The sequence below is a fragment of the Pseudomonas sp. NPDC090755 genome (assembly GCF_044769005.1).
GTDB lineage: Bacteria > Pseudomonadota > Gammaproteobacteria > Pseudomonadales > Pseudomonadaceae > Aquipseudomonas.
The window spans coordinates 15352-31691 of record NZ_JBIVXC010000021.1 but is presented as its reverse complement, the minus strand read 5'-3'; the positions used below and the strand labels follow the sequence as shown (position 1 = coordinate 31691).

The window sequence follows — 16340 nt, the reverse complement described above, 5'->3', positions numbered from 1 at the left end:
CGTTGATGTGGGTCAAAGGTCACCCGCCGATGGTGCGTTAGGCTCTGTACGAAATGCATCCGAACTCGCCCATGCTGCGTTGAAAACAGGCTCGGAATGCTCATTGACAACCAGTCAACTCCGCATCCTCGCCTGTTTTCGCCTTGCCTGGCCTTCGCTCGAATACATTTCGTACAGATCCTAGGGTGAACAGGCCCTGATCGATAAGCGGGAGGTTTTCATGGCCAAGCCCTTTCCCCTCAATCCCGGTCATCCGGAGCGGATCTGCTGGGGGTGCGATCGCTACTGTGCGAGCAACGCCCTGGCGTGCGGCAACGGCGCTGACCGGACCATGCATCCTTGTGAAATGCTGGGTGACGATTGGTACCTGCATGGCGATTGGCAGATCGAGCCGCCGATCGACAAGGAGGTGGTCGCAAAGGCAGGGCCCGGCTAGGGCGGGCCCGAAACGCCGATACAGCGCTATGCCGTCAGAACAACTGCTGGTGCTTGTCCAGTTGCTGATCGACCAGCCATTTGCCATGGGCCAACGAGGCATGCTGGGCGTTATCAAGGTCGGCCATGAATGTCATGTTCACCGGCAGCGACAGTCGCCTGCTGGTATGGCCTTCGGGGTCGGTGATCCGGCATCCGGCGGCATAAGGGGTGAGTATGCCGTCATGGGTTTCGACGCTGGCGGTGATGGTATGGTTGCGATGCACGCATTGCAGGGTTTTCATCGTCCTGACCTCGCTGCTGTGGTATCGAAGGTGTCCTCGCTCCTGGTGCAGGCTGGGCTGCTCTTTCGTGTATACCACGGCAACGGCCCGGGATGTCCCGGGCCGACGAACGCGACCGATCAGATGAACGCCGGTACCACTTCCTTGATGAACAGCTCCAGCGATTTCTTTTTCTCGGCATGGGGCAGGCTGTTGTCGCACCAGAAACTGAATTCGTCCACGCCCAGTTCCTGGTAGTAGCGGATGCGCGCGATGATCTGTTCGGGTGTGCCGATCATGGTGTTCTTGCGGATGTTCTCCAGTTCGAACTCCGGACGCTCCTTGAATTTCTCTTCCGGGCTTGGCGCGAGAAAGCCGTTGACCGGCGCCTGCTTGTTGCCGAACCAGGCGTCGAAGGTGCGGTAGAAGCGCGAAATGGCCTGGGCGCCGACTTTCCAGCCGTCGCTGTCGTCGGCGCTGTGTACGTGGGTGTGGCGCAGCACCATCAGTTGCGGGCGTGGCACGTCGGGGTTGTTGGCCAGGGCGGCGTCGAACTTGTTCTTCAGGTCCAGCACTTCTTCATCACCCTTCATCAGTGGGGTGACCATGACATTGCAGCCGTGCTTGACCGCGAAGTTGTGTGAGTCCGGGTCGCGGGCGGCGATCCACATCGGTGGCATGGGTTTCTGTACCGGCTTGGGTACGCAGGTGGAGGTGGGGAACTTCCAGATTTCGCCGTCATGGGCGTAGTCGCCCTGCCACAGGGCGCGGACCACCGGCACCATCTCGCGCAGGGCCTGGCCGCCCTCGGAGGCGGGCAGGCCGCCGGCCATGCGGTCGAACTCGAACTGGTAGGCGCCACGGGCCAGGCCCACCTCCATGCGGCCATTGCTGATCACATCGAGCAGGGCGCATTCGCCGGCCACCCGCAGCGGGTGCCAGAACGGCGCGATGATGGTGCCGGCGCCCAGGTGGATGGTGTGGGTGCGCGCCGCCAGGTACGCCAGCAAAGGCATGGGACTGGGCGAAATAGTGTATTCCATGGCGTGGTGTTCGCCGATCCATACGGTGCTGAAACCGCCGTCTTCGGCCATCAGGGTCAGTTCGGTCAGGTCTTCGAACAGCTGGCGGTGGCTGACCTGTTCATCCCAACGTTCCATGTGTACGAACAACGAAAATTTCATGACGCTTTCCTCGGATCTTGTTGTGGGTCGCCTGTCGGATCAGGCGGCGTGACGCTCGACGGGCGACCTGCGCCTGTCGTAAGGATAGTGGGGCTCAGGCGAAGGCCGGCAGCTCGGCCATCTTGCCCCGGCAGTACACCAGCGGGCTGGGCGCCTGCTCGGGGACGATCAGGTTCTTCACCGCGCCGACCATGATGGCGTGGTCGCCGCCTTCATATTCGCGCCACAGTTCGCACTCGATGATTGCCGTGGCGCCGGCCAGCAAGGGATTGCCCAGCGCGCTCAGGGTCCACTGGATGCCCTGGGCCTTGTCCTTGCCCTTGCGGGCGAAGGCGTAGGCTTCGGCCTGTTGGGCGCCGGACAGCAGATGGATGGCGAAGCGCTTGTTGCGGATCAGCACCGGGTAGGAGTCGGAGCTGTAGTTGGGACAGAACAGCACCAGCGGCGGGTCCATGGATAGCGAGCTGAAGGCGCTGGCGGTGAGGCCGACTACCTGGCCGTCATCATCGAGGGTGGTGATCACAGTGACGCCGGAAGGGAAGGAGCCCAGGACGTTCTTGTAGACGGTTGCGTCGATCATGGTGGTTCCTCGCGGCGTCGGGCCGCTATTCTTGGCTTGTGTGTCTGATGGTATACCGTAATACCTAATTTGCAAGCGCTATTTTGCCCTGGCCGAGCGGCCCGATGAACGGGGGAAAGCCCCGTAATTGCTGGGTTTTAGGGTGAAGTCGGGTGGTGTGGGGTGGACAATAAACAGATCAGATGCAGGCAAAACAAGCGGTTCAGTCTTGTGGAAATGATGGAATACCATAATATGGTGCGCAGCTTAGCGGCCGCTTCGAACACTCCGCGGCGGTTTCCTACAAAGATAAAAACAGAACCTTTCGAGCTAATTGCCCATGTCCCAGCCGTCTTCGCAACAACAGTTGATCGAGAACCATACGGTCGATTACGTCCCGCCCGCCGAGCGCCATGGTCGGGCGCGGGATCTGTTCACCTTGTGGTTCAGTACCAACATCGCACCGCTGCCGATCGTGACCGGGGCCATGGTGGTGCAGGTGTTTCACCTGAACCTGGTCTGGGGGATGCTGGCCATCGTCCTGGGGCACCTGCTGGGCGGTATCGTGATTGCCCTGGCCTCGGCCCAGGGGCCGCAGATGGGCATTCCGCAGATGGTCCAGAGCCGCGGCCAGTTCGGTCGCTTTGGTGCGTTGCTGATTGTGTTTTTCGCAGCGGTGATCTATGTCGGATTCTTCATCTCCAACATTGTCCTGGCTGGCAAGTCGATCCACGGCATTGCGCCGGCTGTGCCGATGCCGGTGGCGATCATCATCGGTGCGTTGAGTGCCACGGCGATCGGGGTGATCGGATACCGTTTCATCCATACCCTCAACCGCATCGGCACCTGGGTGATGGGCACGGCGCTGCTGGCAGGTTTTGTGATGATGTTCGCCCAGGAATTGCCAGCCGACTTCTTCAGCCGGGGCGGCTTCAACCTTTCCGGCTGGGTCGCGACCCTGTCGTTGGGGGTGATCTGGCAGATCAGCTTTTCGCCTTACGTTTCGGACTATTCACGCTACCTGCCGCGAGAGGTCGGCATTGCCCGGCCATTCTGGGCGACCTACTTCGGCGCCACCCTGGGTACCATTCTGTCGTTCAGCTTTGGCGCGGTCGCGGTGCTGGCGGTGCCCGAAGGCACTGAAGCCATGGCGGCGGTGGAGCAGGCCACCGGCTGGCTGGGACCGATCCTGATGGTGTTGTTCCTGCTCAACATCATCAGCCACAACGCCCTGAACCTGTACGGCGCGGTGCTGTCGATCGTCACCTCGATCCAGACCTTCGCCAGTACCTGGACGCCCAGTATCAAGGTGCGCGTAGTGCTGGCCAGTGTGATTCTGCTGGGGTGCTGCCTGATGGCCCTGAGTGCTTCGGCGGACTTTATCTCGCACTTCATCGGCCTGATACTGGCGCTGTTGCTGGTGCTGGTGCCCTGGGCGTCGATCAACCTGATCGATTTCTACCTGATCAAGCGTGGTCGGTACGATATCGCGTCGATCTTCAGTGCCGATGGCGGTATCTACGGGCGTTTCAATGCCCATGCGATCATTGCCTACGCCTGCGGCATCCTGGTGCAGTTGCCGTTCGCCAACACGTCGTTGTATGTCGGTCCGTACGCCAACCTGGTGGAAGGGGCAGACTTGTCGTGGCTGGTGGGATTGCTGGTGACGTGCCCGCTGTATTACTGCCTGGCGACCCGGGGCAGGGAGCAGGCTGCCCGTCAGGCGGTGCGGGCGTAGATTGCGACCGCTTTGCGGTCGATCGCAGCCTGGCGGCAGCGGCCACGGTCGGTGTAGCCGCTGCTGCCAGCCGGTCGTCGCTTAGAACTCGGTCGGCTGGATGATCTCGACCCAGTAGTCGTCCGGGTCCTTGATGAAGGCCAGGTGCTTCATGCGGCCGTCGCTCAGGCGCTTCTGGAAGTTCACGCCCAGTTGCTCGAAGCGCTCGCAGGCCGCGCGGATATCCGGCACCGAGATGCAGATGTGGCCAAAGCCACGTGGGTCGGTGTTGCCATTGTGGTAGGCAAAGTCCGCGTCGTTTTCCGTGCCGTGGTTGTGGGTCAGCTCAAGGATGCCGGGGATGGATTTCATCCATTCGGTGCGCTTGGCGGCATCAGTCGGGATCTGCGCCTTGTCGACCAGGGCGAGGAAATACAGGCTGAACTCGGCTTCGGGGAAGTCGCGTTTTTCCACCAGGGTAAAGCCCAGCACGCGGGTGTAGAAGTCCAGGGACCTGGCGACGTCCTTGACCCGCAGCATGGTGTGGTTGAAGACGAAGTGGCGGGTGGCGGCATCCGGCTGCGCGGTGACACCCGGGAGGGTGTCGAGAGTGTTCAGGCTCATGGGTACTCCGCTGAGAGGGGCTGGCAACTGCATGGCCAGCAAAAAGTCAGGGAACCATGATACGGAACTGAAGCGATTGCGCAAACGCTTTGCGCCCCGCCCAAAGGGCGAGGCGCAGGAATAAAGCCCGCCGTGGCGGGCACATGGGGCGCTAGTCCGTTAGCGGTCTTCATCCTGGGCGAGGGGATGTGAAAAAAGTGTGAAGCCGCCCCTCACTTGCGCAACCAGCTGTCGACTGTCTTGGCGCCGTACTGTTCTTTCCAGGCCTTCAGGCCGCGGTGGTTGCCACCCTTGGTTTCGATCAGCTCGCCGGTATGGGGGTTTTCGTACACTTTGACCACCCGTGCGCGACGGGTCTTGGGTGCAGCCGCTGCGCCCTTGGCCACGGCCTTGGGATCGAGAATGGCGATGATGTCACGCAGGCTCTTGTCATAGGATTTCATCAGTCCGACAAGTTTTTGCTCGAACTCGATTTCGCGCTTGAGGCCGGCATCCTTCTTCAACGCCTCCAGTTGCGCCATCTGCTCTTGAAGCGCTTTTTCGGCAGCACGAAACTCTGCAAGTCTGGACACTGTCTTCACTCCTTTATGTCGGAAGTGGTCCGGCCTGCGTAAAACCGCGAAACAACCTGACTAACGCAGCCGCCACCGGGTGGGCATAACATTGCACTAATAAAGAGTGTAGTAGTCTCTCGGCACGGGGTAAACAGCTAACTTTTAATTGTTCGGTAACGGAACTTTCTTATTTGTTTGTGCTGTAACGTGAAATAACTAGGCGGCCACCCGGCTCGGGCTTTAGACCATGGTCCAATGGTCCGTCCTAGAGCGGTTGCGAGACAATGCTCGGTCAGCATTGGTGTTCACTGGCGCTGAGCGCATTACCGGCATTCGGATGGTTGCCGGTTGTTTTTGTCATTCTTTCGGATTGTGCTTCTCATGTTTGCCCCATTCCCTTTCGCCACCGGGCGCGGCAGTGCCGGCCTGCTCGCGATGTTGGCTGCCGCTTCGACTCAGGCCGGCGGTTTTCTTGAAGACAGCAGTGCCAAACTCGAGGCACGCAATGTCTATTTCAATCGCGACTTTCGCGATGGCCACTCCAGTTCCAGCCAGGGTGCGTCAAAGCGCGAAGAATGGGCGCAGGGTTTCATTCTCAATGTGCAGTCCGGGTACACCCAGGGTCCCGTGGGCTTTGGTGTCGATGCCTTGGGTATGCTCGGGATCAAACTTGATTCCAGCCCGGCCGACAGCAACAGTGGCTTGTTGCCGTCCAGCGGTCACGATCCGCGCCGCTCGGTGGATCAGTACGCCAAGTTGGGCGTGACCGGGAAGATGCGCTATTCCAGAACCGTACTCAAGTACGGTTCGATGTTGCCGGATGTGCCGCTGCTCAAATACAACGACGGTCGCCTGCTGCCGACCATGTTCCAGGGGGCGATGCTGACCTCTGAGGAAATCAACGACCTGAAGTTCAGCATTGCCCGGCTGGACAAGTACACCGCCCGCGACTCCACCGATCGCCAGGACATTCGCGTGCATTGCAAGAACAAGCGTTATGCCTGCGATATCACGGCCGATCATTTCGACATGGCCGGGGTCGATTACAAGTTCAACGATCGACTCAGTGCCCAGTACCAGGTGGCCAAGCTGGAAAACATCTACCGCCAGCACTTCCTGGGTGTGGTGGCCAGTCAGCCGCTGCACCTCGGCAGCCTGTCGGCGGACCTGCGCCTGATCAAGAGTGACGACATCGGCAATGCCCGGGCCGGCGAGATCGATCACCGTGCCTTCAGCGGCATGCTCGGCTACAGCCTCGGTGGTCACAAGGTCAGTGCCGGCTGGCAGCGCATGTATGGCGAGAACGCCATGCCGTACCTCGATGGCAGTAACCCGTACCTGGTCAACTATGCGCAGGTCAACGACTTCGCCGCCGCCCAGGAACGCTCCTGGCAACTGCGCTATGACTACGATTTCAAGGCTCTGGGCGTGCCCGGCCTGAGCTTCTTCACCCGCTACATCAACGGCGATCACATCAAGGTGCCGGGCAGCCTCGACGAGGGCAAGGAGTGGGAGCGCGACACCGAGCTCAAGTACCAGGTACAGAGCGGTACTTTCAAGGATGTCAGCGTGCGCCTGCGTAACTCCACCTTCCGCAGCAACTATGAGAAGTATGCCCGCGACATGGACGAAACCCGGGTCATTGTCAGCTACAACTTCTCGATCTGGTAAGTCGCGCATTGCCTGCCAGGCCCGGCCGGTCGACAATGGCGACGGGTCGGACCCTGGAATGAACTGCAATGAAACAGCTGCTGTTGATCGGGATCGGGCCGGGCAATCCGCGCCAGATCACCCTCGAAGCCATCGATGCGTTGAACCGCGCCCGGGTGTTCTTCGTCCTCGACAAGGGGGCGGACAAGCACGCGCTGTTGCAGGTGCGCAAGGATATCCTTGAGCGCCATGTCAGCCAGCCGGGTTACCGGCTGGTGAGTGTCGAGGATCCGCAGCGCGACGCCGGGGATACTGACTACACCCGTGCGGTGCAGGACTGGCACCAGCAGCGCGCCGCACTGTATGCCGAACTGATAGACAGCGAATTGGCCGACGACGAATGCGGCGCCTTCCTGCTCTGGGGCGAGCCTACCCTTTATGACAGCACCTTGCGGATTCTTGATCTCGTCCAGGCGCGCGGCCTGGCGCTCGATCTTGAGGTCATCCCGGGTATCAGCAGCGTGCAGGCCCTGGCCGCGCGCCATCGTGTGCCCCTGAACCGCATCGGCGAGCCGCTGACTGTGTTGCCGGGGCGGCGACTGGCCGAGCAGGCGCGCATCGACAACCTGGTAGTGATGCTCGACGGGCAGTGCGCCTTCGCCCGTCTGGACGACCCGCAGCTGTACATCTACTGGGGCGCCTACCTGGGAACGGCGGACGAAATCCTCATCAGCGGGCCGTTGCAGCAGGTCAAGGCGCGCATCCTTGAGCAGCGCGAACAGGCACGGCTGCGCAAGGGCTGGATCATGGACACTTATCTGCTGCGTCGGCCGCTGTAGCCAGGCGGTTCTTGGCTTCGATCCACTGCGCCATGTACTGGGTGCTCTTGTGCTGGTGGTGGCGCAGCATGGCCCCGGTGAAGTTGAACAGGCGGTGCTGGTCCAGATCGCCCAAGGCGTATTCGATGCGTTCGACCAGTGCGGCGCTGTGCTGGCGTCGATCGTACCGTGCGCCGAGCAACTGCAAACCTTGCTGCTGCGCTTGCCGCCAGCGCACCTCATCGCTGTACAGCAGGGCGGCGGCCTCGGCCAGGGCTTCGGCGGTGCTGGCCACGGCACCGGGCCAGGGCAGGGCGCCGTGCATGGCTTCGGCGCCGATCGGGGTGGTCACGCTGGGGGTGCCGCAGAGCATGGCATCGGTCAGCTTGCCCTTGATCCCGGCCCCGAAGCGCAGCGGCGCCAGGCAAATGCGCGCATCGCCCATGACCTGCAAGGCATCCTCTGCCCAGTCCATGATGTGAAAGCCCTCGGCCGGCTTGTGCAGGGCGGTGGCCTTGGGCGGGGTGTAGGCGCCGTAGATGTGCAACTGGGCCTGGGGCAGGCGGCGGCGGATCATCGGCCACAGGGTGTTCTTCATCCACAGCACGGCGTCCCAGTTGGGCGCGTGGCGGAAGTTGCCGATGCTGAGGAAGTTCGCTCGCTCGGCAAACGGCTTGAACGGCTGGCTGGGCACATCGACCATCAGTGGACACCAGTGCAGCAGGTGTTCAGGCACGCCAAAGCCGTTGAGCAGCAGGTCGATCTCGGTATCGGAGATCATCAGCGACAGGTCGCTGCGGTAGATGGCGGCCAGCTCGCGCAGGGTCAGGTCGGCCGTGGCCATTTGCCGATAGAGCGCAGGACCGGAGGTGCTGAACAGGTCACGGAAATCGTTGGGATCCAGGCCTTCGATCAGGCGCTTGCGCAGCAGCTGATGGCGGGCATCACGCAGGCTCTGCAGGTCGGAGGTTTCCAGCACGCGCAGGGCGCCGGGGCAATGTTTTTCCACGCGCCAGCCGAATTGCTCTTCCATCATGAAACGGTCGAACAGCACCACGTCCGGCGCCAGTTCGCTGACGAAGCGGTCGAAGCTTTCGTCATTGAGGACAATGGCCTGCTCGGCGATACCGAGGCTGGCCAGGTCCGCCTTGTGCTCCCCCACGGTGGCCGGGCTGCTGAAGGTCACCCGCCAGCCGCGCTGCACGAAGCTTTCGAGGATCTGCATCATGTGCCCGCCGGCTGCCGACGAGCGTGGCTCGGGCCAGACGTAGCCAATGACCAGGACGTTGAGGGCGGGCTTGAGCATGAGGGACGGGGCCTTGGCAAAAACGCCCATTCTACAGTGAATTACCGGTAGGAGCGGGCTTGCCCCGCGATTACGGTTTATCAGTCAGGTCCTATCGCGGGGCAAGCCCGCTCCTACAGGATGGTGTTCACTTTGTCGCGCAACTGCTCGAGGGTGAACGGCTTGCCGATCAGGTGCATGCCTTCGGGCACCTGGAGGTTCCCGGCATAACCGCTGGCGAACAGGACCGGCAGTGAGGGCCGGGCTTGGCGGACTTTTTCGGCCAGTGCCTTGCCGTCCATGTCGGGCAGGCCGTAATCGGTCATCAGCAGCGCCAGCGACTGCCCCGGGTTTTCGATGATCTTCAGCGCCGCAGCGGCATCCTGCGCCTCGATCACCGAGTAGCCCAGCTCCTGGAGCACTTCGACGATCAGCATGCGCACGATGTCGTCATCCTCGACAACCAGCAGGGGCAGGGTAGTTGATGGCATGGCAGGGGTCCTGTACAGGTGTCTGTTGCTGTTCTGTACCCAGGGCGGGGCCTGAAGTACCCTGCCTGTAGCGCAGGATAACCCACCAGGCGCATGCAGGGAACGATTGGCGGCCACAGGTCTCAAATGCTGGCTAAATGCCCTGCCGGAATCGGCAAAGCTGTTTAGACTCATGACAAGATGGCACTCTTGTGTTTGATTCACTTGCCTGGATGGACCGCAATGACTCAGCCTGCCTCGATCGATCAGCAGAGTTTTCGCCGGTTGCTGAGCCGCAACATCGCTTTGCCGCTGGGCGTGGGCCTGCTCAGCGCCGTGGTGTTCGTGGCCGTGATCAGCTACCTGTTGTCGGCCAGCCAGTGGGTGGAACACACCGACCGGGTGATCAACAACGCCAACGAGGCGGTGAAACTGTCGATCGACATGGAAACCGGCATGCGCGGCTACCTGATCACGGGCGATGAGCGTTTTCTCGAGCCCTACGAGGTGGCCAAGCCGCAGGTGCTGTCCGGCCTTCGGAGCTTGCAGGGGCTGGTGGCCGACAATCCCCAGCAGGTCGATCGACTGCAACGGCTGATGAGCCTGCAGCGCGAATGGAACGACTTTGCCAGCGGGGTGATTGCCCTGCGGCGCCAGGAGGGCGAGTACAGTGCGCCGATCCGCAGCGGCCAGGGCAAGCGCATCACCGACGAGATCCGCCGCGAATTCGATGCCTTCATCGCCATGGAGCAACAGTTCAGGGTCGCGCGCAACGAGCAGGTCGGTACCCTGACGGTGGCGGCGATTTCGGTGTACCTGGTGTTCATCATCCTACTCAGTGCCTTGCTGGCGTTCCTCGGTCGACGTGACCTGCTGGAATTGTCGAGTCGCTACGCCGGCAGCCTGGAGGCCCAGCAGCGCGCCAACCAACGCCTGGAGCAACAGGCCTGGTTGCGTACCGGCCAGACCCGGCTGGCCGAGCAGGTGCTCGGTCAACTGTCCCTTCCGATGCTGGGCAGCAATATCCTGCGCTTTTTTGCCGATTACCTGGGCAGCGTGGTGGCCGCGTTGTACGTGCGTGACGAGCACGGTGGCCTGCGCCGGGTTGCCAGCTATGGCTTGTCCGGCGAACAGCAGGCGCGCGAGCAGGTGATCGGCGACCAGGAAGGACTCCTCGCTCAGGCGGTCAGCCAGGGCAAGCTGCTGCGCCTTGAGGACGTGCCGCCTGACTATTTCAAGGTCAATTCGGGGCTTGGCGAGGGGCTGCCACGCAGCGTGCTGGTGGTGCCGGTCAGCAATGACGGGCAGATCAATGGCGTGGTCGAGCTGGGTTTCCTGCGTCGGCTGGATGATCGCGACATCGAGTTCCTGGAGCGGGTGGCCGACAACCTCGGTACCTCCATCGAAAGCGCCCGCTACCGCCAGCGCCTGCAGGAAGTGCTGGCCGAGACCCAGCAGCTCAACGAAGAACTGCAGGTGCAACAGGAAGAGCTCAAGACCGCCAACGAAGAGCTGGAAGAGCAATCGCGGGTGCTCAAGGAGTCCCAGGCGCACCTGGAAATCCAGCAGGCCGAGCTTGAACAGACCAACGAACAACTGGCCGCGCAGCGCGACGAGCTGGACCTGCGCAACAGCGAGTTGAACCAGGCCCAGGTCGAGTTGCAGGCACGCGCCGAGGCGCTGCAGCGCTCCAGCACCTACAAGTCCGAGTTCCTGGCCAACATGTCCCACGAGCTGCGTACGCCCCTCAACAGCTCGCTGATCCTGGCCCGGCTGCTGGCGGAGAATGCCGAGCAGAACCTGACCGAGGAGCAGGTCAGGTTCGCCGAGTCGATCCATGCTGCGGGCAATGACCTGCTTCATCTGATCAATGACATCCTCGACATTGCCAAGGTCGAGGCCGGCAAGCTTGAAGTGCGCCCCGAGACCACTCAGGTCGCGCGCCTGGCCGAAGGGCTGCGTGCCCAGTTCGAGCCGCTGGCAAGCGAGAAAAACCTGGGCTTTGCCGTGGTCGTCGAGCCGCAGGTGCCGGCCACCCTCTACACCGATCGCCAGCGCCTGGAGCAGATCCTCAAGAACCTGTTGTCCAATGCCGTGAAATTCACCGAGCAGGGCCAGGTCAGCCTGACCGTTGGCTGGCAGCCGGACACGGGCATGGTCTTCTCGGTGCACGACAGCGGCATCGGCATCGCCGCCGACCAGCAACAAAGCATCTTCGAGGCCTTCCACCAGGTCGATGGCACCAGCAATCGCCGCTACGGCGGAACGGGGCTGGGCCTGTCGATCTCCCGCGACCTTGCGCAGCTGCTTGGCGGCCGGATCAGCGTCCAGAGCAGCCTGGGTCAGGGCAGTGTGTTCAGCCTGACACTGGCGCAGCGCTATGAGCCGGTCAGCGACCCGGCACCGGCGGTGATCATCGATCAACCACCACTGCCGGCCCGTGTGCCCGAGGACCCGGCGCCGGCCAGTACGCAAGACCGTGTGCGACCGACGCCGGCCTTTGCCGATGACCGCGAACGGGCGCCGTTCAGCAACCGCTGTATCCTGGTGATCGAGGATGAGCCCGGTTTCGCCCGCATCCTCTTCGACCTGGCCCATGAACTGGAGTACAGCTGCCTGGTCGCCCAGGCGGCAGACGAGGGCTATGAACTGGCCGCAGGCTTTGTTCCCGATGCGATCCTGCTGGACATGCGCCTGCCGGATCATTCCGGCCTGACCGTGCTGCAGCGGCTCAAGGAGCAGGCTGCCACCCGGCATATCCCGGTGCACATCATCTCCGTCGAAGACCGGGTGGAGGCCGCCATGCACCTGGGCGCTGTCGGTTACGCGGTCAAGCCCACCAGTCGTGAAGAGCTCAAGGCGGTGTTCGCCCGCCTGGAAGCCAAGCTGACCCAGAAGCTCAAGCATATCCTGCTGGTCGAAGACGACGACCTGCAGCGCGAAAGCATCGCCCGCCTGATCGGCGACGAGGACGTCGAGATCACCGCGGTGGGCATGGCCCAGGAGGCCCTGGACCTTCTGCGCGAGCATGTCTACGACTGCATGATCATCGACCTGAAATTGCCGGACATGCTCGGCAACGAACTGCTCAAGCGCATGTCGGCCGAAGACATCCGCGCCTTCCCGCCGGTGATCGTCTACACCGGGCGCAACCTGACCCGTGATGAAGAAGCCGACCTGCTCAAGTACTCGCGCTCGATCATCATCAAAGGCGCCCGCTCGCCGGAGCGCCTGCTCGATGAAGTGACCTTGTTCTTGCACAAGGTCGAGTCAACGCTGTCCCATGAACGCCAGCGCATGCTCAAGACTGCGCGCAGCCGCGACAAGGTCTTCGAGCGGCGCAAGCTGCTGTTGGTGGACGACGATGTACGCAATATCTTCGCCTTGACCAGCGCCTTGGAGCACAAGGGCGCGGTGGTGGAGATCGCCCGCAACGGCCGCGAAGCCATTGCGCGGCTGGAGGCCTGCGAAGACATCGACCTGGTGCTGATGGATGTGATGATGCCGGAAATGGACGGCTATGAAGCCACCCGGCTGATCCGCCAGGACCCGCGCTGGCGCAAGCTGCCGATCATCGCCGTGACCGCCAAGGCCATGAAGGACGACCAGCAGCGTTGCCTGGAGGCCGGCGCCAATGATTACCTGGCCAAACCCATCGACCTGAACCGTCTGTTTTCGCTGATCCGCGTCTGGCTGCCGCAACTGGAGCGAATTTGACTATCGAGCGCAACACCGACATCGAGATCCGGCTGTTGATCGAGGCCATCTACCTCACCTACAGCTACGACTTTCGCGACTACTCCGGCGCTTCGATCAAGCGCCGCGTCCAGCATGCCGTGCGCCAGTTCGGTTGCAGCAGCATCTCGGCATTGCAGGAGCGGGTACTGCATGACCCGGGCATGTTCATGCAATTGCTGCAGTTGCTGACCATTCCGGTCAGCGAGATGTTTCGCGATCCTGAACACTTCCTGGCCATTCGCCGCGAGGTGGTGCCGCTGTTGCGGACCTGGCCCTCGCTGAAGATCTGGATCGCCGGGTGCAGCACCGGCGAAGAGGTCTATTCGTTGGCGATCCTGCTGCGCGAAGAGGGCCTGCTGGAGCGCACGATCATCTACGCCACCGACATCAACCCCAGTTCCCTGGACAAAGCCAGGCAGGGCATCTACTCGATGCAGGACATGCTCGAATACGCCGAGAACTACCGCAAGGCTGGCGGCTTGCGCGATTTCAGCGAGTACTACACCGCCGCCTACGGCAATGCCATTATCGATGGCAGCCTGCGCGACAACGTGACCTTTGCCGACCACAGCCTGGCCACCGACAGCGTATTCTCCGAAACGCAATTGGTGTCCTGTCGCAACGTGCTGATCTATTTCAACAAGACCCTGCAGGACCGTGCCTTCGGCCTGTTCCATGAGTCGCTTTGCCACCGTGGCTTTCTGGCGCTGGGCAGCAAGGAAACCCTGGACTTTTCCGCCTATGCCGGTCGTTTCGACACCCTGGCCAGGCCTGAACGGATCTACCGCAAGTCATGAACGGCGTCGAAGCGGTCACCCTCGGTGCCTCGGCGGGCGGCGTCAGTGCCTTGCTGACTCTGTTCCACGCCTTGCCGGTGGATTACGCCGTGCCCCTGGTGTGCGTGCTGCACCTGCCGGATGACCGCCACAGCCACCTGGCCCAGGTGTTCAGCCGCAGGCTCCGGCGCCCGGTGTGCGAAGCCTGCGATAAGCAACCCGTGGCCCCGGGCATGATCTATTTCGCCGGTCCCGGTTATCACCTGTCGGTGGAGCAGGACCGCAGCTTTTCCCTTAGCCAGGAGGCGCGGGTGCACTTTTCCCGGCCATCGATCGACATCCTCTTCGAGTCGGCTGCCGATGCCTATGGCCCGGCGTTACTCGGGGTGCTGCTGACCGGTGCCAATGAAGACGGTGCCAGGGGCCTGGCGCGGATCAAGGGGCTGGGAGGGCGGACCATCGTCCAGGACCCGCGCGAAGCGCAGGTCGCCACCATGCCCCGGGCCGCGCTGGCCTTGCACCATCCTGACCATATACTGCCGTTGAGCGGCATCGGGCAATTGCTCGCCACGCTGGAACTCCCTGAATGTTGAGCCCTATCCAAGCCAAACTGCTGATCGTCGACGACCTGCCGGAGAACCTGCTGGCCCTGGAGGCGCTGGTCAAGGGCCGCGACCGGGAAGTGCATCAGGCGCGGTCCGCCGACCAGGCCCTGTCGCTGCTGCTCGAGCATGAATTCGCCCTGGCCATCCTCGATGTGCAGATGCCCGGGATGAACGGCTTCGAGCTGGCCGAGTTGATGCGCGGCATGGAGAAGACCAAGAGCATCCCCATTGTCTTCGTCAGTGCCGCCGGACGTGAAATGAACTACGCCTTCAAGGGCTACGAAAGCGGCGCAGTGGACTTCCTGCAAAAGCCCCTGGACAACCACGCGGTGAAAAGCAAGGTGGCGGTGTTCGTCGACCTGTTCCGCCAGCGCAAGGCGCTGGACCAGCAGTTGCAGGCGCTGGAGCGCAGCCGTGCAGAGCAGGAGCAACTGCTGGCCCAGCTGCAGGTCACCCGCCAGGAGCTGGAGCATGCGGTGCGCATGCGCGATGACTTCATGTCGATTGTTTCCCATGAGCTGCGCACGCCGCTCAACGGATTGATCCTGGAAACCCAGCTGCGCAAGCTGCACCTGGCCCGGGGCAATACCGAGGCCTTTACCCTGGACAAGATGCGCGCGATGGTCGAGCGCGATGAGCGTCAGATCAACAGCCTGATCCGCCTGATCGAGGACATGCTCGATGTGTCGAGGATTCGCACCGGCAAGCTGTCGATCCGCCCCGGCCAGTTCGACCTGAGCAAGCTGGTCGCAGACCAGGTGGAGAACTTTACCGCCCAGGCTGCGGCCTTGGATGCGCAGATCGACTTCAGCGCCCAAGCCTCGCTGGTGGGGGGGTGGGATGAGTTTCGCATCGAGCAGGTGGTGGCCAACCTGTTGACCAATGCCCTGCGCTACGGCATGGGCAAGCCGATTCAGGTGCGCACCTTCGCCCAGCACGACATGGCCTGTGTCGAGGTCCGCGATCAGGGTATCGGTATCAACGCGCAGGACCAGCAACGTATTTTCCAGCAGTTCGAACGGGTGGCATCGGCCCCGGGCAGCGCGGGACTGGGCCTGGGCCTGTACATCGCCGAGCAGATCGTGCTTGCCCATGGTGGCAGCCTTGGCGTACACAGTGTCGAGGGCCAGGGGGCGACCTTCACCGTACGTCTGCCGCTGTCGAGCCTACGGCAGGAAACCGACCTGCAACAGGCAACCTCTGCCTGAGCCCGGGGTCGTACTGTTGAATGACTGAACAATAAGGCGTGGGTATGAGTGAAGATGCGCAGGACGTGGTGCTGGTCGTCGAAGATGAGCCGTCAATTCGCATGGTGCTGCGGGACTACCTGGCCGGTGAGGGGTATCACGTGCTGGTGGCTGAAGACGGTCAACAGGCGTTCGAGATCCTCGCCAGTAAACCGCACCTGGACCTGATCGTCACCGATTATCGCCTACCAGGGGGAATCTCCGGGGTTCAGGTCGCTGAGCCGGCCCTCAAGCTGCGCCCGGACCTCAAGGTCATCTTCATCAGTGGCTATCCGGCAGAAATCCGCGAATCGGGTAGCCCGATCGCCTTCAAGGCGCCGATCCTGGCCAAGCCCTTCGACCTATATACGTTGGGTGACCAGATCCAGGACCTGTTGCGCTAGATGCGCCAGGCGCCGCGGGCGGGCCGCAGCGT

At 62.2% G+C, this 16340-nt stretch carries 16 protein-coding genes; 9 read left to right on the top strand and 7 right to left on the bottom strand.

The annotated features are described in order from the left end of the window. The first annotated feature begins 220 nt into the window (after nt 1–220). Nucleotides 221–436, top strand: coding sequence for a DUF3079 domain-containing protein (locus ACIQUS_RS23480; RefSeq protein ID WP_403052239.1), 216 nt, complete (start codon nt 221–223; stop codon nt 434–436). 34 nt (nt 437–470) lie between these two features. On the opposite strand, the gene ACIQUS_RS23475 is transcribed toward ACIQUS_RS23480, so the two are convergent. From ACIQUS_RS23475 to ACIQUS_RS23465, 3 genes are all read right to left on the bottom strand, one after another. Further along, nucleotides 471–719, bottom strand: coding sequence for a hypothetical protein (locus tag ACIQUS_RS23475; RefSeq protein ID WP_403052236.1), 249 nt, complete (start codon nt 717–719; stop codon nt 471–473). Nucleotides 720–838: 119 nt separating this feature from the next. Next, nucleotides 839–1882, bottom strand: coding sequence for an LLM class flavin-dependent oxidoreductase (locus tag ACIQUS_RS23470; protein WP_403052233.1), 1044 nt, complete (start codon nt 1880–1882; stop codon nt 839–841). 94 nt (nt 1883–1976) lie between these two features. Beyond that, nucleotides 1977–2462, bottom strand: a complete 486-nt coding sequence (locus ACIQUS_RS23465) for a flavin reductase family protein (protein WP_403052230.1) — start codon at nt 2460–2462, stop codon at nt 1977–1979. A gap of 319 nt (nt 2463–2781) precedes the next feature. Here ACIQUS_RS23465 and ACIQUS_RS23460 point away from each other — a divergent pair, with 319 nt between their 5' ends. Beyond that, on the top strand, nt 2782–4179 hold the full coding sequence (locus tag ACIQUS_RS23460) for a purine-cytosine permease family protein (RefSeq protein WP_403052227.1): 1398 nt from the start codon (nt 2782–2784) through the stop codon (nt 4177–4179). A gap of 81 nt (nt 4180–4260) precedes the next feature. Here the strand turns inward: ACIQUS_RS23460 and gloA are convergent, their stop codons facing one another. After that, nucleotides 4261–4782, bottom strand: a complete 522-nt coding sequence (gloA, locus tag ACIQUS_RS23455) for a lactoylglutathione lyase (protein WP_403052224.1) — start codon at nt 4780–4782, stop codon at nt 4261–4263. 212 nt (nt 4783–4994) lie between these two features. Then, nucleotides 4995–5354 carry a histone-like nucleoid-structuring protein, MvaT/MvaU family gene (locus ACIQUS_RS23450; RefSeq protein WP_403052221.1) on the bottom strand — a complete coding sequence of 120 codons (360 nt, stop codon included), beginning with the start codon at nt 5352–5354 and terminating at the stop codon, nt 4995–4997. Nucleotides 5355–5717: 363 nt separating this feature from the next. Between ACIQUS_RS23450 and ACIQUS_RS23445 the strand changes: the two genes are divergently transcribed. Both ACIQUS_RS23445 and cobF read left to right on the top strand, forming a co-directional pair. Then, nucleotides 5718–7007, top strand: coding sequence for an OprD family porin (locus ACIQUS_RS23445; protein ID WP_403052218.1), 1290 nt, complete (start codon nt 5718–5720; stop codon nt 7005–7007). Nucleotides 7008–7075: 68 nt separating this feature from the next. After that, complete coding sequence (gene cobF / locus ACIQUS_RS23440; protein WP_403052215.1) at nt 7076–7825, top strand: precorrin-6A synthase (deacetylating); 750 nt, start codon at nt 7076–7078, stop codon at nt 7823–7825. On the opposite strand, the gene ACIQUS_RS23435 is transcribed toward cobF, so the two are convergent. Together ACIQUS_RS23435 and ACIQUS_RS23430 are read right to left on the bottom strand one after the other, a co-directional pair. Further along, nucleotides 7791–9110, bottom strand: coding sequence for a glycosyltransferase (locus ACIQUS_RS23435; protein ID WP_403052212.1), 1320 nt, complete (start codon nt 9108–9110; stop codon nt 7791–7793). The genes cobF and ACIQUS_RS23435 overlap by 35 nt on opposite strands. Nucleotides 9111–9223: 113 nt before the next feature. Next, nucleotides 9224–9565 carry a response regulator gene (locus ACIQUS_RS23430; RefSeq protein ID WP_403052409.1) on the bottom strand — a complete coding sequence of 114 codons (342 nt, stop codon included), beginning with the start codon at nt 9563–9565 and terminating at the stop codon, nt 9224–9226. 237 nt (nt 9566–9802) lie between these two features. Here ACIQUS_RS23430 and ACIQUS_RS23425 point away from each other — a divergent pair, with 237 nt between their 5' ends. From ACIQUS_RS23425 to ACIQUS_RS23405, 5 genes are read left to right on the top strand one after another with little or no spacing between them, the layout of a single operon-like run. Beyond that, nucleotides 9803–13276: a response regulator gene (locus tag ACIQUS_RS23425; RefSeq protein WP_403052209.1), complete on the top strand. Its 3474-nt coding sequence runs from the start codon at nt 9803–9805 to the stop codon at nt 13274–13276. Beyond that, the gene (locus tag ACIQUS_RS23420) at nt 13273–14094 is read left to right on the top strand and encodes a CheR family methyltransferase (RefSeq protein ID WP_403052206.1); all 822 of its coding nucleotides are present in this window, start codon (nt 13273–13275) and stop codon (nt 14092–14094) included. The genes ACIQUS_RS23425 and ACIQUS_RS23420 overlap by 4 nt, the downstream gene beginning before the upstream one ends. Beyond that, nucleotides 14091–14666 carry a chemotaxis protein CheB gene (locus tag ACIQUS_RS23415; protein ID WP_403052203.1) on the top strand — a complete coding sequence of 192 codons (576 nt, stop codon included), beginning with the start codon at nt 14091–14093 and terminating at the stop codon, nt 14664–14666. Before ACIQUS_RS23420 ends, ACIQUS_RS23415 begins: the two co-directional genes overlap by 4 nt. Beyond that, entirely contained in the window at nt 14660–15886 is a 1227-nt protein-coding gene (locus ACIQUS_RS23410; protein WP_403052200.1) for an ATP-binding protein, read from the top strand. Before ACIQUS_RS23415 ends, ACIQUS_RS23410 begins: the two co-directional genes overlap by 7 nt. A gap of 44 nt (nt 15887–15930) precedes the next feature. Continuing rightward, nucleotides 15931–16308, top strand: a complete 378-nt coding sequence (locus ACIQUS_RS23405) for a response regulator (RefSeq protein ID WP_403052197.1) — start codon at nt 15931–15933, stop codon at nt 16306–16308. Nucleotides 16309–16340 lie beyond the last annotated feature (32 nt).